The 19,247-nt window shown below is 34.0% G+C and carries 13 protein-coding genes; 10 read left to right on the forward strand and 3 right to left on the reverse strand.

The genetic code is table 11. From position 1 onward, the window contains the following. Window positions 1-66: 66 nt before the first annotated feature. Window positions 67-1,164, forward strand: a complete 1,098-nt coding sequence (locus QZQ55_RS02545; protein ID WP_295089493.1) for an alanyl-tRNA editing protein — start codon at window positions 67-69, stop codon at window positions 1,162-1,164. Here QZQ55_RS02545 and QZQ55_RS02550 read toward each other — a convergent pair. Genes QZQ55_RS02550 through QZQ55_RS02560 form a run of 3 tightly spaced genes read right to left on the reverse strand, consistent with a single transcriptional unit; the run spans window position 1,161 to window position 3,383 of the window. Continuing rightward, window positions 1,161-2,027 (reverse strand): NAD(P)-dependent oxidoreductase, encoded by an 867-nt coding sequence (locus QZQ55_RS02550; protein ID WP_295089496.1) that lies wholly within the window; start codon window positions 2,025-2,027, stop codon window positions 1,161-1,163. The genes QZQ55_RS02545 and QZQ55_RS02550 overlap by 4 nt on opposite strands. Continuing rightward, window positions 2,024-2,587, reverse strand: a complete 564-nt coding sequence (locus QZQ55_RS02555) for a pyridoxamine 5'-phosphate oxidase family protein (RefSeq protein ID WP_295089499.1) — start codon at window positions 2,585-2,587, stop codon at window positions 2,024-2,026. The genes QZQ55_RS02550 and QZQ55_RS02555 overlap by 4 nt, the downstream gene beginning before the upstream one ends. Further along, on the reverse strand, window positions 2,565-3,383 hold the full coding sequence (locus tag QZQ55_RS02560) for an HAD family hydrolase (protein ID WP_295089502.1): 819 nt from the start codon (window positions 3,381-3,383) through the stop codon (window positions 2,565-2,567). Before QZQ55_RS02560 ends, QZQ55_RS02555 begins: the two co-directional genes overlap by 23 nt. A gap of 87 nt (window positions 3,384-3,470) precedes the next feature. Between QZQ55_RS02560 and QZQ55_RS02565 the strand changes: the two genes are divergently transcribed. The 9 genes from QZQ55_RS02565 to glgB all read left to right on the forward strand — a co-directional run bounded on the left by QZQ55_RS02565 (window position 3,471) and on the right by glgB (window position 19,195). Then, entirely contained in the window at window positions 3,471-4,166 is a 696-nt protein-coding gene (locus QZQ55_RS02565) for a GntR family transcriptional regulator (protein ID WP_295089505.1), read from the forward strand. A 286-nt stretch (window positions 4,167-4,452) separates the two neighbouring features. Continuing rightward, the gene (locus tag QZQ55_RS02570) at window positions 4,453-5,736 is read left to right on the forward strand and encodes a M48 family metalloprotease (protein WP_295089509.1); all 1,284 of its coding nucleotides are present in this window, start codon (window positions 4,453-4,455) and stop codon (window positions 5,734-5,736) included. Between the two features lie 163 nt (window positions 5,737-5,899). Then, window positions 5,900-10,411: a glutamate synthase large subunit gene (gene gltB, locus QZQ55_RS02575; protein WP_295089512.1), complete on the forward strand. Its 4,512-nt coding sequence runs from the start codon at window positions 5,900-5,902 to the stop codon at window positions 10,409-10,411. Between the two features lie 2 nt (window positions 10,412-10,413). Further along, window positions 10,414-11,892, forward strand: a complete 1,479-nt coding sequence (locus tag QZQ55_RS02580; protein WP_295089515.1) for a glutamate synthase subunit beta — start codon at window positions 10,414-10,416, stop codon at window positions 11,890-11,892. A 72-nt stretch (window positions 11,893-11,964) separates the two neighbouring features. Beyond that, window positions 11,965-14,535, forward strand: coding sequence for a DEAD/DEAH box helicase (locus QZQ55_RS02585; protein WP_295089519.1), 2,571 nt, complete (start codon window positions 11,965-11,967; stop codon window positions 14,533-14,535). A 48-nt stretch (window positions 14,536-14,583) separates the two neighbouring features. Beyond that, window positions 14,584-15,270: an SWIM zinc finger family protein gene (locus QZQ55_RS02590; RefSeq protein WP_295089521.1), complete on the forward strand. Its 687-nt coding sequence runs from the start codon at window positions 14,584-14,586 to the stop codon at window positions 15,268-15,270. Window positions 15,271-15,373: 103 nt separating this feature from the next. Beyond that, complete coding sequence (locus QZQ55_RS02595) at window positions 15,374-16,231, forward strand: helix-turn-helix domain-containing protein (RefSeq protein ID WP_295089524.1); 858 nt, start codon at window positions 15,374-15,376, stop codon at window positions 16,229-16,231. 34 nt (window positions 16,232-16,265) lie between these two features. Further along, window positions 16,266-17,291 carry a dihydrodipicolinate reductase gene (locus QZQ55_RS02600; protein WP_295089527.1) on the forward strand — a complete coding sequence of 342 codons (1,026 nt, stop codon included), beginning with the start codon at window positions 16,266-16,268 and terminating at the stop codon, window positions 17,289-17,291. A gap of 128 nt (window positions 17,292-17,419) precedes the next feature. Next, the gene (glgB, locus tag QZQ55_RS02605; protein WP_295089530.1) at window positions 17,420-19,195 is read left to right on the forward strand and encodes a 1,4-alpha-glucan branching protein GlgB; all 1,776 of its coding nucleotides are present in this window, start codon (window positions 17,420-17,422) and stop codon (window positions 19,193-19,195) included. Window positions 19,196-19,247: the final 52 nt, after the last annotated feature.

A 19,247-nucleotide genomic window follows, 5' to 3' on the forward strand; every position in this document is an offset into this window, starting at 1 on the left:
AACACTTTAACACTCGGTAGTACCTCTCGGTCAAGTGTTTATGGTAGAATAATGAAGGTGATAGATATGAAAACAATAAAATTATATGATGAAATGCCTTATAGTACAGATTTCAAGGCAACAGTAGTAGACGTAAATAAGAATGAAATCATTCTTGACCAGACTCTTTTCTTTCCTGATGAAGGTGGTCAGGAATGTGATTTAGGAACTATTAATGATATTCCTGTTAAGGATGTACAGATCAAGAATGATGTGATTATCCATTATGTAAAGAAGCATAACTTACAGATAGGAGATATAATAGAAGGTCATATTTACTGGAAGAGACGTTATTCTTTTATGCAGAATCATACAGGAGAACATCTTCTTTCTGGCATTATACATAGCTTATATGGTTGTGATAATGTGAGTTTCCATCTCAATAGTGAAGAAGGACAAGTAGAACATGATGGTGATATCAAGGATATTGATTTACTAGAAGAAAAAGTGAATCAGGCTATCTATGAGAATAAAGAAATTCATTGTTTCTATCCTGATGATTTAAAGAGTATCTCTTATCGTTCTAAGAAAGAGATTGAAGGTAAAGTACGTATTGTAGAGATCAAAGATTATGATATATGTGCATGTTGTGCACCTCATGTAAAAAGAACGGGTGAGTTAGGCGTATTCAAGATCATCAAAGTGATACATACAACCAGAGGGACACGTTTTATATTCTTATTTGGTGAACGTGCTTATCATCGTTTCAAAGATGATTTTGATCATCTTGAATCACTTTACCATCTTTTCTCTTCCAACAATCAAACACTTGTAAAACAAGTGAATAAGATGTATGAAGAAAAAACAGCTTTAGAAGTCAAATATGCACAGTTAGAGAAAGAACATATGCTTTCTTTATGTGATCATGCTTATTTATTTGTAGAAGACTGTTTACCTCTAAACCAAAGGGAAGTCACAAATCATCTTGTTAATGTTCACGGCACAGGTGGTGTATTTGTAGGAAATGACGAAAAAGGCTATCGTTATGTCATAGGTTCTACATCAAATGCATTGGATATATTAGCACAATTAAAAAGCCTTAGAAGCAAAGGTGGAGGATCAAAGGATATGATCCAGGGATTTACACCCGCTTCTAAGACTGAGTTGCTTAAAGCCCTCTCTTAGGGCTTTTTATAATACTTGATTAAGGCTTGTGTACCTAAGTCACCATAGCCTTCTTTTTCTAATTCCTGATAGTTTCTTAATACTGTTTCTAATACATTAAGTGTAATATCTGATTCTTTAGCTTCTTCATCTGCTAACTTCATATCTTTAATAAAGTGTTTCATAAAGAATCCTGGCTGATAATCATCCTTTAAGATCTTAGGTCCGAAAGCATCTAACTGATGACTTCCTGCAGCACCTGTAGAAACAGACTTTAATAGAACATCTAGATCTAATCCTTTACTAGAAGCATAAGTGAGTGCTTCACATACACCAGATAGTGCACCTGCAATCATAATTTGATTAGCCATCTTCGCATGCTGTCCACTTCCACTAGGTCCCTGATAATTAATATTTGTTCCCATTGCCTTAAATAAAGGAAGACATGCTTCATAATCCTCTTTGTCTCCTCCTACAAGAATAGAAAGAGTCGCATTCTGAGCACCTGTATCTCCACCAGTCACTGGTGCATCTAATACGTGTAGATTTCTCTTTTTACCTTCTTCATATATTCTTTGATCAAGTGTAGGTGATGTAGTTGTCATATCAATAAGATATGTACCTTCCTTTACTGAATCAAGAATGTTGTTGTCATTAAAATAAACTTCTTCCACATCCTGTGGAAAACCTACAATAGTCATCACTGCATCTACATCCTTTACACAATCATGAATTGTAGAATGAAGTATAGCACCCTTCTCTACTAAAGATGTCACCTTTTCTGGATGTCTTGCATAAATATGCATTTCATAACCAGCACCCATTAAATGACCTGCCATAGGTAACCCCATGATCCCTAAACCTATAAATCCAATCTTTTTCATCTTATATGTTCCTTTCCTATCATATACTGCATATCTATTTCTAAGATATTCACATTATCTATCATTTGATCTGTAATATCTACCTTCTGTGTAGGACAAAGTGTACGAATTAATGTGTCTAATACCTCTTTCTTTGTTTCCTTATTCATTACTTCTTCTAATACACCTAATATATAGACCGAACGATGATTGTGTGTTCTCTTTTCTTCATTGATTCCACAATCTTCTACGACAGTATAACTCACCTGTTTTCCTATTCCATTGATCTTATAACCTGTCTTAGATGTATGGAAATAGAGTTTTCCATTCATATAGACATGATCCAGAGGAATACTATAGGGTACTTCATTAAAGAATGAGAGAACACCATAAGAAATCTTATGAAGTATATTCATTGATTCATTATAGTTTAATAGCTGTTTTGTTTTTCTCATCTTCCCTGGCACTTTAAAAGGGAGTAATGATTCCCAATCATCACTATAATGCATACAATGCTCACCTATTGGCATATCATCCTTCACAATAGTAAGTCCATCTTTAAATTTGTATAAGTAATCCATCTTCGTCCTCCATCATTTTCTGTATTGTCTTCATAACTCCATCATGATCATTATCTTCTTGAGTCACAAAACCTGCTTTACTTTGTATAAAGTGATCTGCATTCTTCATTGCATAACTATAATAAGCATGTTTAAACATCGGTAGATCATTATCAGAATCTCCAAAGACCATTGTTTCTTCTTCTGATATACCTAGCTTATTCTGCAAGAAGACTACACTATCTGCTTTAGATTGTCCTTTCTTATTGATATCAATCCAGCAGTCTCCTGATGGTTTAACTTCAAAACCTTTAATACAAGATAAAGGTCCTTCCAAACAGTTCTTCACTGGATCAATAGGATCACAAACTGTAATCTTGAATATATCATCATCTATATCTTCTATTTCTTCTACATAAGAAATACTAAAGTGACTTGTATGTTTACTTATAAGTTCTTTATCCTTATTAAATGCATACATGGCTTTCTTACCACTTAACATAGGAGCCATTCCAATAAGAGTATTCACATAGTCAACTAGCTTATACACATCTTCTTTATTCATATAGTCTGCAAGCAATGTCTCTCCGTTATGTTGTATATAGCCACCATTTTCAGCCATAAGATATATAGTTTTATTATCTTTAAAGTATTTCTTCACTTCTCCCATCTGTCTTCCAGACGAAATCGCAAAAATGATATTTCTATCATATAATTCCTTATATATTTGATTGAAATGTGGAGGCAGTTTCTTCTGATTATCCAACAAAGTACCGTCCATATCACAAATAATCATCTTAATTTGTGTAAATTTCATACTTTTCACCTCAAAATGCATTATATCACTATTTTCATACTAGACCAAAAAGTTAGGTTGTGTTAATATGTGGGCGGTGATGAAAAAATGTCAAAATATCAAGAAGTAGTGGAAGATATTATCCACAAAATAGAAACAAATGAGTATACTGATAAGCTGCCAACAGAAGATCAGTTAATTGAACAATATCAGGTAAGTAGAAATACAATTAGAAATGCGATTCGTACATTAAAGAAACAAGGTACTTTATTCTCTATTCAGGGAAGTGGTGTTTTTGTACGTCATACAAGAGATGATGATTCTTTATGGATGAATGGATCTCGTGGTATTACAGAGAATGCCCCTCGCCATGATATTACAACTGAAGTGAAGGGATTCCATATTATGATGGCTGGAGAAGAACTTTCAAAACGTATGCAATGTGAACTCACTACCCCTATCTATTATATAGAAAGAATTAGAAAGATGGATGGTGTACCAATGGCTATTGAGTATACATACTACAATAAGGATCTTGTTCCTTCACTTGATCGTCGTATTGCGAGTCAGTCAATCTATACTTATATTAAGAATGATTTGAAATTAAGTATTGGTTTTGCGGATAAATATTTCCATGTTAAAAAGTTAAGTGCACAGGAAGCAGCTATTTTGGGATTAGAAGAAGGTAGTCCTGCATTAGAAGTAGAAGACTATGTGCATCTTTCTAATGGACAGTTATTTAATGTGTCTCGTATTGTGTATAACTACAAGACAACTCATTTCTATGCATCTAATGTAGATTAAGAAAAAAAAAGAACCTCGCAGGGTTCTTTTTCTTATCTAGAGGCAATATGCAGTGAGGAACAATCCGGATTATATATTCGCAGTATTTAGGAATGACAATAAGTTGATAGGCATTAATTGAGAAATGGTTTTATAATATTTTGTCCTTCTGCAATTTCAAGCAGTCATTTATTTGCGTTCTAGATTCTATGGGTATTATAGTACGTATGCGCTTGCATTTCAATATTAATACCAATGATTTTTGCATATTTTTTAATCTTGATAATGGAGTAAGGAGTTTTTTAGTATGAAATGGTTGATATTTATCATTATTTTGATACAGACAGGATATCGATTTATATTAGACAGTATAAAGAATAAACAGAGAAAGAAACCACTACCTGTTGAAGTGAGTGATATATATGATCAAAAGCGTTATGAATCTTTCTTAAGTTATGAGAAGGATTATGGTCATATGAAGTTATGTAATAGATTATTCATATTATTAGTGTATGCATTCTATTTGTTCTCCCCTTTCTTATCTTATATAGATAGACTTCCTTTAAATGTGTATACACGTTTCTTTGTGACATTACTTAGTATTTCATTGATTAATAGAGTTGTCAGTATATGCTTTGATTATTATGCCACATTTAAAATAGAAGAGAAGTATGGCAAGAATAAAAAGACAATAAGCGTGTTTATAAAAGATGAAATTGTAGAAACAGTACTAGACTTAGTTCTTTCTTTCATCCTTTATCTACCTTGTCTTTATATTCTTGAACATATTGAAAGATGGACACATCACTTTTCTATTACTTATATACAATCTTTGGTGTTATGTTTAGGTCTGTTAGGTATTAGTTTTATCCTCTATTTAATTGTATTAGGAATCAGTTATATGTATTTAAGAGTCCAGTATACGTTTACTGAATTAGAAGACAATGAACTAAGACATAAAATAGAAGAACTGATGAAAGATTGTCCTAAGAAAGTGAAACATATTAAGGTATACAATGAATCCAAGAAATCCACTGGTAAGAATGCCTTCTTATTAAAGATGTTGTGGTATAAGGAGTTTGGAATTGCAGATAACTTTCTTGATGAGAATTCTGAAGGAGAACTTCTTGCAGTCCTCTCTCATGAAATAGGACATCTCAAACATAAAAAGAATATCTTTAACTATATGAAATATATTGTATTATGTATTCTATTTATATTTGTAGTTTACATGATTCCTCATGGAGAGTTATGTATAGTCTTATCAGAAAGAGCATTAAAGAGCTTTGGTCTTATTCATATGAACTATGATTTGATCTTTCTATGTTTAAGTATAATCATCTCCCCTATTATGTATATATGTTCTCTCTATATGAATTATGTATCAAGAAGAGAAGAGTATGAGGCAGATGATCAGGCAGTACATAATGGTTACGGAGAAGAATTAATCACTACATTTAAGCGTATTTCCAGTGATGAACTGATAGATATCTATCCAGCAGACTTCATTGAATATACCTCTTATGATCATCCAGGTATGTATCATCGTATTAAGCATATACAAGAAGAAATGAGAAACCGAAAGCCGTAAAGGCTTTCTTTTTTTATCCTATATTTCGTTTAAAAGAAGTTATATGGTATATATTTTCGTTGAATCATAAAATTATGAAAGTTTTATCACTTTTATAACAATTTTTCTTTACAATGATAAAAATATTTTGTACTATAGGTTCACTTATATAGGAGGTGTGTGCATGAACAAAGGTTTATATGATTCATCTTTTGAACATGATAACTGTGGTATTGGTGCAGTTGTTAATATCAAAGGTGTAAAAACGCATATGACAGTATCAAATGCGTTAAAGATTGTAGAACAGTTAGAGCATAGAGCTGGTAAAGATGCAAAGGGAGAAACAGGTGATGGTGTTGGTATCCTCACACAGATTCCTTATACATTCTTTAAAAAGAGTATTAAGGATTTCCAGTTACCTAAGGAAGGTCATTATGGTGTTGGTCAGTTCTTCTTCCCTATGAATGAACTAGAAAGACATCAGGCAATGACTATGTTTGAAAAGATTATTACTAAGGAAGGTATGACTTTCCTTGGATGGAGAAAGGTAGAAACTCATAAAGAGGTATTAGGTACTAAAGCGATTGAAGCGATGCCTTATATTATGCAGGGATTCGTAAAGAAACCTGATGATTGTGAAGTAGGTCTTTCTTTTGATCGTCTTCTTTATCAAGCAAGAAGAATTTTTGAACAGAGTAATGAAAATACTTATGTATGTTCATTATCTAGCCGTACTATTGTATATAAAGGTATGTTTCTTGTAGGACAGCTTAGAAGCTTCTTCCAGGACTTACAGGATGATGATTATAAGAGTGCAATCGCATTAGTGCATTCTCGTTTCTCTACAAATACTAATCCATCATGGCAAAGAGCACATCCAAACCGCTTTATTGTCCACAATGGTGAAATTAATACAATTAGAGGTAATGCGAACAACATGCTTTCTCGTGAAGAAAACATGAAATGTGATGTATTAGATACAGAAAAAGTATTCCCTGTTGTAGATGTAAATGGTTCAGACTCTGCGATGTTGGATAACACATTAGAATTCTTAGTCATGAGTGGTATGGAACTTCCTCGTGCTGTCATGATGTGTATTCCAGAACCATGGGAAAACAATCCTTCTATGTCTAAAAAGAAGAAGGATTTCTATGCTTATAATGCAACAGTCATGGAACCTTGGGATGGTCCTGCTTCTATTTTATTCTCTGATGGTGAATTAATGGGTGCTGTCCTAGATAGAAATGGTTTAAGACCTTCTCGTTACTATATTACTAAAGACTCTTATCTCATCTTATCTTCTGAAGTCGGTTCTTTAGAAATTCCTACAGAAGATATTGTGGTTAAGGATCGTTTACGTCCTGGTAAGATGCTTCTTGTAGATACTAAGAAGGGTGTTCTTATTAATGATGAAGAGTTAAAGAACTATTATGCACAAAAGGAACCTTATGGTGAATGGCTTGATTCCCATTTAGCATATTTAAAGGATTTAAAGATTCCTAATGAACGTGTTGAAGTAATTAGTGATGAAAAACTAGAAACTTTGCAGACTGCATTTGGTTATAAATACGAAGACATTAAAGACTATATTATCCCAATGGCAATGAATGGTAATGAACCAATTATCGCAATGGGTAATGATGCCCCTCTTGCCGCAATGAGTACTATGCATCAGCCACTCTTTAATTACTTTAAACAGTTATTTGCTCAGGTAACTAACCCTCCTATCGATTCTATTCGTGAAGAGATTGTAACATCTACTTCATTAGACATTGGTACTGAAGGAAATATCTTAAATGATTCACCTGATAACTGTCGTTTATTACATATTCATAACCCTATTCTTACTAATACAGATATTCTTAAGTTAAAGCATCTCCATACAGATGATTTTGAAAGTGAAACTATTTCTACACTTTATTATAAGAATACATCACTTAAAAAGGCTTTAGATCACCTCTTTATTGAAGTAGATAAAGCATATCATCGTGGCGCAAATATTATTATTCTTTCAGACCGTGGTGTAGATGATAACCATTGTGCTATTCCTGCATTACTTGCAGTCGCAAGTGTTAACTCTTATTTAGTACGTACTAAAAAGAGAATGAAGATGGCTTTAATTATTGAATCTGGTGAAACAAGAGAAGTACATCATTTCGCAACTCTACTTGGTTATGGTGCAAGTGCTATTAATGCTTATCTTGTTCAGGATACAATTCATCAGGCTGTAGAAGATGGTTTATTAGAAAAAGATTACTATGCCGCAGTAGAAGATTATAATCATGCCGTACTTTCTGGTATTGTCAAGATTGCCTCTAAGATGGGTATTTCTACTTTACAATCTTATCGTGGTTCTCAGAACTTTGAAGCCATTGGTATTTCTAAAGAAGTGATTGATACATACTTCCCTCATACAGTAAGTAGAGTAGAAGGTATTACTTTAAAAGATATTGAAGCTGATACAAATGCTTTAAATAATCAGGCTTTTGATCCTCTTGGATATGATGTAAATCCTACACTTGATTCTGGAGGATTCCATAAAGAAAGAAGCCATAAAGAAAAACATCTTTATAACCCTAAGACAATCCACTTATTACAGCAGGCAAGCCGTTTAGGTGATTATAAGTTATTTAAAGAATTCTCTGAAACTATTACTCAGGAAGAAGAAGGTATTAACTTACGTGGTTTATTAGATTTCGACTTCAGTAAGAGAAAACCTATTCCTCTAGAAGAGGTAGAACCTGTAGAAAACATTGTGAAACGTTTTAAGACAGGTGCTATGAGTTATGGTTCTATTTCTAAAGAAGCTCATGAAACAATGGCTATTGCGATGAATAGATTACATGGTAAGAGTAACTCAGGTGAAGGTGGAGAAGATGCAGAACGTTTTGTGACTCGTCCTAATGGAGACTCTACATGTTCAGCTATTAAACAGGTAGCCAGTGGTCGTTTTGGTGTAACAAGTGAATACTTATGTTCTGCCAATGAAATTCAGATCAAGATGGCTCAGGGTGCAAAACCTGGTGAAGGTGGACACTTACCTGCTGGTAAGGTTTATCCTTGGATTGCGAAGACTCGTCATAGTACTCCAGGTGTATCATTAATCTCTCCACCACCACATCATGATATTTATTCTATTGAAGACTTAGCACAGTTGATTTATGACTTAAAGAATGCGAATGAAGCAGCGCGTATTAGTGTTAAGTTAGTATCTGAAGCAGGTGTTGGTACTGTTGCATCAGGTGTAGCCAAAGCAGGTGCTCAGGTTATTCTTATTTCTGGTTATGATGGTGGTACGGGTGCAGCACCTAGAAACTCAGTTTATAGTGCAGGTCTTCCTTGGGAATTAGGTCTTGCGGAAGCACATCAGACATTAATCATGAACGATTTAAGAGACCGTGTTGTGATTGAAACAGATGGTAAATTATTAACTGGTAGAGATCTTGCGATTGCATGCTTACTAGGTGCAGAAGAATATGGTTTTGCGACAGCACCACTTATTACTATGGGATGCGTTATGATGCGTGTATGTAACTTAGATACATGTCCTGTAGGTGTTGCGACTCAGAACCCTATCTTACGTAAGAGATTTACAGGTAAACCTGAATATGTAGTGAACTTCATGCAGTTTGTCGCAGAAGAAATGCGTGAATATATGGCACAGCTAGGATTTAGAACTATTGATGAAATGGTTGGTCATACAGACTTATTAAAGAAGAAGGATATCGCAGATCAGTATCATATGGACTTATCTAAAATCTTAGATAGCACATATGCGAATGATGCACATAACTGCTTTAATCCAGCTCATGTATATGACTTTAAATTAAATGAAGTACTTGATACAAAGGTATTATTAAAGACTCTAGAACAGGCTTCAAAATCTCATAAGAAGACAGAAGTTTCTGTAGAAGTCTCTAATACAGACCGTTCATTTGGTACAATCCTTGGTTCTCATATTACTAAGACTTTAGGTAATTTTGTGGAAGATGACTTCATTACAGTGCGTGCATTTGGTGCAGGTGGGCAGAGTTTTGGTGCCTTTATTCCTAAAGGACTCACTCTTGAATTAACAGGTGATTCTAATGACTACTTAGGTAAAGGATTATCTGGTGGTAAGATTATTGTGAAGACACCTCATGAAGCCACATTCAAAGCAGAAGACAATATTATTATTGGTAATGTTGCCTTATATGGTGCAACAAGTGGTGAAGCTTATATCAATGGTGTTGCTGGAGAACGTTTCTGTGTAAGAAACTCTGGCGCCAAGGCTGTTGTAGAAGGTGTTGGTGACCATGCGTTAGAATATATGACAGGCGGTTTAGTTGTTATTTTAGGTGAAACAGGTAGAAATGTTGCTGCTGGTATGAGTGGTGGTATTGCATATATCTATGATCCAAATAATGATTTATATGAAAAATTAAATGGTGCACTTGTAGAATATTCTGAAGTGAACAAGCCATATGATATTAAGACAGTAAGAGAATTAATTGAAAATCATTATAAGTATACTGGTTCAGAGAAAGCCAAGATGTTCTTAGATGATTTCAAGACATATATTGGTAAGTTTAAGAAGATCATTCCACATGATTATAAGAAGATGATGGATCTGATTGCTTATTATCAGTCACAGGGTCTAGATGAAGATCAGGCTAAGGTAGAAGCATTTAATGCCTCTATGAAAGGAGGAAAATAGTCATGGGTAAGAAAACTGGATTTTTAGATTATGCACGTGAGACATCTTATGAGGTTCCTCCTACTGAACGTATTAAGAATTTTGATGAATTCCATATCCCTTTGTCTACTAAAGAACAGCAGAAACAGGGTGCAAGATGTATGGACTGTGGTATTCCATTTTGTCAGTACGGCCAGAAGATTAAAGGTATGTTTTCTGGCTGTCCTTTAAATAATTTAATTCCTGAATGGAATGATTTAGTATTTAAGGGTAAGTATGAACAGGCTCATAAACGTTTAAAGAAAACAAATAACTTCCCAGAATTCACTTCTAGAGTATGTCCTGCATTATGTGAAAAAGCTTGTACATGTTCTTTAGATGGTGAAGCAGTATCAGTTAAAGAAAATGAACATGCGATTATTGAATATGCCTATGAACATCTATTAGAAGAACCAAAACCACCAGTAAAGCGTGTAGGTAAAAGAATTGCAGTTATTGGTTCTGGTCCTGCTGGATTAGCCGCTGCAGATACTCTTAACCAACGTGGTTATGATTGTGATGTCTATGAAAGAGAAGATCGTTTAGGTGGACTATTAATGTATGGTATTCCTAATATGAAGATTGAGAAGAATATCATTGATCGTCGTATTTATAAAATGACAGCCGAAGGGGTTAAGTTCTTTACAAATAAGGATATTACTACCAAGAAACAGGCAAAAGAGTTATTAAGTAAGTATGATGCTGTTATTCTTGCAGTTGGTGCTAAGGAACCTAGAGATATTCATGTACCTGGTAGAGAAGGTAATAATATTCTTTTCGCAGTAGACTATTTAACTCAGGTGACTAAGTCATTATTAAATAGTAATTTCAAGGATGGTCAGTATCCTAATGCGAAAGGTAAGAATGTATTAGTCATCGGTGGTGGTGATACAGGAAATGACTGTGTTGGTACAGCAATCAGACATGGTGCTAAGTCAGTATTACAGTTAGAAATGATGTCAGAACCACCTCTTGTAAGAGCGGATTCTAATCCATGGCCAGAATGGCCTTTAATCAAGAAGACTGATTATGGACAGGAAGAAAACATTGCGGTATTTGGTGAAGATCCTCGTGTCTATAATAGTACAGTAAAAGAATTCATTCTTGATAGTAAGGGTAATGTAAAACAGGCTGTAATTGTAAAGTTACAGCCTGTAGTGAAAGATGGTCGTCGTTCATTTGAACAGGTACCTGGCAGCGAAAAGACTGTTCCTTGTGATCTAGTGCTTATTGCAGCAGGATTTATCGGGGCCCAGAAGCCAGTTATTCATGCATTTGGTGTAGATTTAGATGCAAGAAATACTGTAAAATGTGATGAAAATGATCATCATACTAATATTAGTAAATTATATAGTGCTGGTGATGTTCGTAGAGGTCAATCTTTAGTCGTATGGGCTATTAGAGAAGGCCGTGATGTTGCTAAGCAGGTAGACTTTGATTTAATGGGTTATACAGGATTATAAAACATATAGGTTGCAACAGTGATTGTTGTAACCTTTTTTTATATGTTAGAATAGATATAGGAGGTACATTATATGGATCATCTCAATTTCATATTTACTAAAAATGATTTTTATATTGATGAAGTGAAAGATTCAGCATGGGCTGAGTTGTTTAAAGAGAATAAATATACAACCCTTTATGAGTTGGGCTTTAAAAATAATTTGAAAGGACTAACACCAAGTGCTTTTTATTTATATCAATTATCACAGAGGTTTATTGAAATATTAAGTCGTAGTCCTGAATTAGAAGTTGCAAGAGAAGAGACAATAATAGAATTATCTGATGATGATTTAGATTACCTTATGTCTATGATTCCATTTGCGATTGGTACAGAATATATCAATGAAAGATGGATTAAAAATATTATTAAACATTTAAATGAACAATTTAAAAAGGATATGACATCCTATAAAGGTACAGTACAAATGTATCTTCAGGAAAAGTCTCAGGATCTAAAGGCTGCAAAAAGAATTTATTTTCATTTAGTAGAGAATGAAGAAGATACTGATTTTCCTTTCGCATTTCTTGCCACATATGCGACAAAGGATATAGAAAATAGAATAGTACATATGCCTTTAAAACATGCACTGATTGAATATAAGAATGATCAGAAACAGTTATTAGATCTATTATCATGTCTCAATGATGTTGCACAGAAAATAGGTTTAATTGCGAAATTCATGGAAACAGGTGATTTGTTTCATCCTATCAGATTAACAAGTCAGGAAGCTTATACTTTACTTAAAAGTGTTCCGGATATTGAAGCGTCCGGTATTAAGTGTAGAGTACCAAACTGGTGGAAGAAAAAATATTCTTCAGTTAAGATTAATGTGAATATTGGAGAAAAGAAGCCTTCTCTATTAGGTTTTGAATCTATTTTATCAGCACAGCCTTCACTCATTGTGAATGGACATGCATTGACTAAAAAAGAAATCAGCGAATTATTAAAGATGGAAGAAGGTCTTGGCTGGTTAAAGGGTCAATGGGTAGAAATTAATCACAATAAGCTCCAACAGCTTCTTGAACAGATGGAAAAATATGATGGTGCAATTACTTTAAAAGAAGCTCTCACAAAGACATATATATCTGATGAAGATAATGTAGATGTTGATTTAGGTGTACAGATATCTAATGGTAAGTGGTTAAGAGAGACTCTAGGGCAGTTAAAGAACCCATCAAAGATTAGAAATAAGGCAAAGCCTAAATATTTAAAGGCAACACTTCGTCCTTATCAGAAGAATGGTTATAACTGGCTGAATCAAATGAATGATTTAGGTTTTGGTGCCTGTCTTGCAGATGATATGGGATTAGGTAAGACAATACAGGTTATTTCTTTCTTAGAGAAGATGTATGAGAGTCATAAAGAGAGTCGTGTATTATTGATTGTCCCTGCATCTTTACTTGGTAACTGGTCAAAGGAAATAGATAAGTTTGCACCTCGTATGACATATCATATACTTCATAGTAAGACTAATATTTTAGATGAAGATTGTTTTGCGACTATTACTACATATGGAATGGCTTTGCGTATGGAATGTCTCCAGGAACGTGTATGGGATTGTTTGATTTTAGATGAAGCACAGGCTATAAAGAATCCGGGTACAAAACAGACAAGAGCTATTAAGAAGATTCCTAGTCAGATGCGTATTGCGATGACAGGAACTCCGATTGAAAATGATTTATCTAATTTATGGTCTTTATTTGATTTCTTAAATAAAGGATTATTAGGAAGTGCTGCGGATTTTAAGAACTATACAAAGAAAGTACAAGCCTATCCTGAATATATGACTAAACTGAAAATGATGGTTTCACCTTTTATTTTGAGACGTTTAAAAACAGATAAATCGATTATTTCTGATTTACCTGATAAGATGGAAATTACAGAACATGTAGATCTCTCTAAGAGACAGATTGTCTTATATCGTAAGGAAGTAGAAAAGGCAGAAGATTTAATACTAGAATCAGAAGGAATAGAACGTAGAGGTATTGTATTAGGTTTACTTACAAAACTTAAACAGATTTGTAATCACCCTGATCAGTTTATTCATGATACAAACTTCAATCCAAAAGATAGTGGTAAGTATGCGATGTTGAAGAAATTATGTGAAACAATCTATGAGAAGAGAGAAAGAGTATTGGTATTTACGCAATATAAGGAAATGTGTGAACCATTATCAGATTACTTAGAATCTATATTTCATAAGAAGGGATATATTATTCATGGTGGTATTCCTGCAAAGAAACGTACAGAGATTGTAGAAAAATTCAATAATGAAGATGAGTATGTGCCTTATATTGTATTATCACTTAAAGCTGCAGGTACAGGACTTAATTTAACTGCCGCAAATCATGTGATTCATTTTGACCGCTGGTGGAATCCAGCTGTAGAAAATCAAGCCAGTGATAGAGCATATCGTATTGGACAGACAAAAGAAGTCTTTGTGCATAAGCTTGTTTCAAATGGGACAATTGAAGAAAAGATTGACCAGATTATTGAATCAAAACAGGAACTAGCAGAATCTATTCTTGCGACTGGACAAGAAAAATGGATTACTGAAATGGATACAAAAGAACTATTGGATTTATTCAGATTGGATGTGTAACATATGGGAAGATATTGAAAAACAAGTATGCAATATTCACAGATCAGTGTGGGAGAACTACAGAGAAAAGCCCAACAAAGTGTGAATAATGCGAAAAGTAAAGGAAAAGAAATGCACCCAATAGTGATTGAAGGTAGACAAATCGCAAAGAGCTGGTGGGGTATTGCCTGGTGTCAGAATATCGAACAATATGCAGATTATTCCAGTCGCCTCGCACGTGGAAAAAGATATGTAAAAACAGGTGCTGTTATTGATTTACAGATTGTGAAAGGTAAAGTAAAAGCACGTGTTCAAGGTACACGAAGAACACCTTATAAGGTAGAAATTAATATCAGCCCGCTTAAAGAAGATGTATGTGAAGAGATTATAGATAAATGCAGTTCACAGATTCAAAATCTCCAGCAGCTTCTCAATGGAGAATTTCCTGAAGACTTAAAAGATATATTCTTATCAAAGCATGGCTTGTTTCCTTCTCAAAGAGAAATAAGTTTTAATTGCAGCTGTCCTGACTGGGCTATTATGTGTAAGCATGTTGCTGCAGTACTTTATGGTATAGGTGCTAAATTAGATGAGAATCCATTCTTGTTTTTTGAACTAAGAGGTATTGATGTCAATAAACTTGTAGATGTGACAATTAAAGACCATGTAGACTCTTTATTAAAACATGCAGATATGCCTGTGACAGATAGAGTCATGGATGAATCATGTATTGAAACATTATTTGGTTTAAAATAAGTGCTCTAAAGGGTTGAAATGTATCAAGTGTAGTTACCCCACTCCAACCTTTTTCTTACAAGTTAGTCTTGTAAAAATAGTAGAATTATAGAGAGGTGATTATATGCATGAAGGTTTAATTTCTATTGGTAAGATGGCAAAAATTAATCATGTGAGTATTAATACTTTACGTCTTTATGATAAATGGGGCTTATTGACACCTATTTATGTTGATCAAGATACAGGTTATCGCTATTATGATATGAAGCAGAATGCGAGACTTGATCTGATTGGGTATATGAAAGAGTTAGGAATGAACTTGAAGGAAATAAAAGAACTATTGGATAAGGAAGATCCTACTCTCATAGAAGCGATACTCATCAAGAAACAGCGTTCTATAGAAAAAGAGATGGATAATATTCTACGTCAAAGAGATGCAATCAAACGTACAATCTATTCTCTTGAAAGATATCGTAAATCCCCTACTCCTGGCACTCTTACTACTGAATATATTGATGAACGCCATATCTATGCCAAACGAGTCAATAAGAACTTCTATGATTATGATCAGAATGGGTATGAAGTGATACTTAAAGAATTCAAAGATCAATTATTAGAAGAACATCTTCCACAGGTGTATTACTGTAATGTGGGAACATTTCTTAAGAGAAAGAGATTCCTTAAACAGGAGTTCATCACGCATGATATATTTATCTTTGTGGATGAACATTTTCCTAAAAAAGAATCCATAAAGACATTAGAGAGCGGCATGTATGCCTGTATATATATGGATGATTTCAATAATGAAAAAGAGTATGCAGGAAGATTACTTCAATATTGTCTAGATAATAATTATGACGTGATTGGTGATTATATATGTGAAGTATTAATAGAACTCACATTCTTTAAAGATAATGAACGTTCTATGTATTTAAGATTACAAGTACCAATTGCCTACAAAAAGGTTGACCCTCATCATTGATGAGGGTTTACACTGTAGTTAGGAGGTAATTCTTATGGAAAAAATTAAAGTTGTACAATATGGATGTGGTAAGATGAGTAAATACATCTTACGTTATTTGTATGAGAAAGGTGCTCAGATTGTTGGGGCCATCGATAATAATCCCGCAATTGTAGGCATGGATGTAGGTGATTATGCAGAACTAGGTATTAAGACTGGTGTAAAGATCAGTAGTGATGCAGATGAAGTATTGGATAATTGTGATCCAGATGTGGCTGTAGTGACATTATTCTCACTTGTAAGTGATTGTTATGATCATTTTGAAAAGTGCTTAAGTAGAGGTATTAATGTCATCACAACATGTGAAGAAGCTACAGATGCATGGACAACTGATCCAGTAAGAATGAATAAGTTAGATGTTCTTGCGAAAGAAACAGGTTGTACATTTGTGGGCAGTGGTATGGAAGATACTTTCTGGGTTAATATGGTAGGTTTAGTTGCTGGTTCTTGTCATACAATTAATAAGATTGAAGGGGCAGTCAGCTACAATGTAGAAGAATATGGATTAGCCCTTGCGAAAGCACATGGTGTAGGTTTAACACCTGAAGAATTTGAAGCAACAATTGCCCATCCTGAAGAAATTGAACCATCTTATGTATGGAACTCTAATGAAGCTCTCGCATCTCGTATGGGATGGACTATTAAGTCCCAGACACAAAAGTGTGTACCTTATTTCCACGATACTGATTTGTATTCTGAAACAATGGGTGAAACAATTCCAAAAGGAAATTGTATTGGTATGGCTGCAGTCGTTACTACAGAAACATTCCAGGGTCCTATTATTGAAACACAGTGCATTGGTAAGGTCTATGGTCCTGATGATGGTGATATGTGCGATTGGAAGATTACTGGCGAACCAGATACTGAATTCCATGTAGTTAAACCAGCTACAGTAGAACATACATGTGCTACTATAGTAAACAGAATCCCTAGCTTACTTAGAGCACCAGCTGGCGTTGTCACTGTTGATCAGTTAGATACATTAGAATACTTAACATATCCTATGGATTATCATTTATAATCATTACAAACTCTCCCTTTAGTGGAGAGTTTTTTTGTATGCTTATTCCAAACAAATCGTTTAAAATGTTAGATGAAATTTTCTTCTATTTATCTTATGATTAGATTAGAGAAATTGGAGGATAACATATGGATTTTAATAATTTTTATAATGGGCAGGAGTTTGAGACATATAAGTATCTTGGTACTTTTGTTCATATGAATGGTGTGACTTTTAGAACATATGCGCCAGCAGCATCTCATGTGGCAGTTATTGGAGAATTTAATGACTGGCAGGAAACACCTATGAATCGTTGTGGAAATGGTCAGTTCTTTGAAGCGACTGTATCAACTGCTAAACCAGGGCAGATGTATAAGTATCGTATTTATAATAATGGGTCTTTTGTAGATCATTGTGATCCTTATATGTATACAAGTGAAGTACGTCCTAATAATGCATCTATTATTTTTGATATGAATCAGTATACATTCCATGATGATGCTTGGATGAATCAAAGATTTAGTGAAGATATGCCTATTAATGTGTATGAAATGCATTTTGGTTCTTGGAAGAAACCAGGTGAAAAAGCAGATGACTGGTATACATATCGTGAAATGGCTGATTTAATTATTCCTTATTTAAAAGAGAATCATTATAACTTCTTAGAAATCATGCCTTTAAATGAATATCCTAATGATTTAAGCTGGGGTTATCAGCCTACTGGTTATTTTGCCCCTACATCTCGTTATGGTACTCCTGATGATTTAAGATATTTTATAGAAAAATGTCATGAAAATAATATTGCGGTTATTCTTGATTTTGTACCTGTTCATTTTGCGATTGATGGATTTGGTTTGAATAACTATGATGGTACACCTCTTTATAATTATCCTAATGATGCAGTAGGTAAGAGTGAATGGGGTACATGTAATTTCCAGCATTCTCGTGGTGATGTATGTTCATTCTTGAATTCTTCTGCTTATTACTGGTTAAAGGAATATCATATTGATGGCTTAAGACTAGATGCAGTTGGTAATCTTATTTACTGGCAGGGGAATAGTGGTCGTGGAGAGAATAGAGAAGCGATTCGCTTTGTTCAGAACTTTAATAGAGGACTTAAGCAGAGAGTTCCTCATACTCTTCTTTTCGCAGAAGATTCATCTTCTTATCAAGGTGTAACACGTCCTGTTGAACAAGGTGGTTTAGGTTTTGATTATAAATGGGACCTTGGATGGATGAATGATACATTAGATTACTTTATGAAGACACCAAAAGAAAGACCTTCTTTCTACCATAAGCTTACATTCTCTATGATGTATTTCTATAATGAGCATTTTATTCTTCCATTCTCACATGATGAAGTAGTACATGGTAAGAAGACTATTATTGATAAGATGTATGGGGAGTATGAAGAGAAGTTTGCGCAGGTGAAGGCACTTTATATGTATATGTTTGCTCATCCTGGCAAGAAGTTAAACTTTATGGGTAATGAGATTGCGATGTTTAGAGAATGGGATGAAACAAAGGAACCTGACTGGTTCTTATTGAAGTATCCTATGCATGATTCTTTCCTTCATTTCATGAGAGAATTAAATAAGATCTATTTAACACATCCTTCTTTATCACAGTATGACTTTAATGAAAGAGGATTTAAATGGGTGGATTGTCATCAGGAACAGGATTGTATTTATGTCTTTAAACGTATGAGTGATAAAGAAACAATAGTAGCTTTCTTTAACTTCCATAATGTAGATAAGACATATACTTATAAAGTAGATCAGCCTGAAATATTGACTCTTCTATTAAATTCAGATAATGAATTATATAGTGGTAAATCACACAATCTTGATAGAGAAATTCATGTAAAGAATGAAATAGAAATGACATTACCTGCCTATAGTGCACAATTCTATATAGTAAAGTAAGAAAGTAGGCTAACCTATCACTAGGCTAGCCCCTTATCAAACCGTACGTGCA

The organism is uncultured Catenibacterium sp. (assembly GCF_900540665.1).
In the GTDB taxonomy this organism is placed as follows: Bacteria; Bacillota_I; Bacilli_A; order Erysipelotrichales; family Coprobacillaceae; genus Catenibacterium.

Bases quoted from the DNA above. Each gene is read 5' to 3' on its own strand.
- QZQ55_RS02545 (WP_295089493.1), top strand. From the start codon at position 67: ATGAAAACAATAAAATTATATGATGAAATGCCTTATAGTACAGATTTC.
- QZQ55_RS02550 (WP_295089496.1), bottom strand. From the start codon at position 2,027: ATGAAAAAGATTGGATTTATAGGTTTAGGGATCATGGGGTTACCTATG.
- QZQ55_RS02555 (WP_295089499.1), bottom strand. From the start codon at position 2,587: ATGGATTACTTATACAAATTTAAAGATGGACTTACTATTGTGAAGGAT.
- QZQ55_RS02560 (WP_295089502.1), bottom strand. From the start codon at position 3,383: ATGAAATTTACACAAATTAAGATGATTATTTGTGATATGGACGGTACT.
- QZQ55_RS02565 (WP_295089505.1), top strand. From the start codon at position 3,471: ATGTCAAAATATCAAGAAGTAGTGGAAGATATTATCCACAAAATAGAA.
- QZQ55_RS02570 (WP_295089509.1), top strand. From the start codon at position 4,453: ATGAAATGGTTGATATTTATCATTATTTTGATACAGACAGGATATCGA.
- gltB (WP_295089512.1), top strand. From the start codon at position 5,900: ATGAACAAAGGTTTATATGATTCATCTTTTGAACATGATAACTGTGGT.
- QZQ55_RS02580 (WP_295089515.1), top strand. From the start codon at position 10,414: ATGGGTAAGAAAACTGGATTTTTAGATTATGCACGTGAGACATCTTAT.
- QZQ55_RS02585 (WP_295089519.1), top strand. From the start codon at position 11,965: ATGGATCATCTCAATTTCATATTTACTAAAAATGATTTTTATATTGAT.
- QZQ55_RS02595 (WP_295089524.1), top strand. From the start codon at position 15,374: ATGCATGAAGGTTTAATTTCTATTGGTAAGATGGCAAAAATTAATCAT.
- QZQ55_RS02600 (WP_295089527.1), top strand. From the start codon at position 16,266: ATGGAAAAAATTAAAGTTGTACAATATGGATGTGGTAAGATGAGTAAA.
- glgB (WP_295089530.1), top strand. From the start codon at position 17,420: ATGGATTTTAATAATTTTTATAATGGGCAGGAGTTTGAGACATATAAG.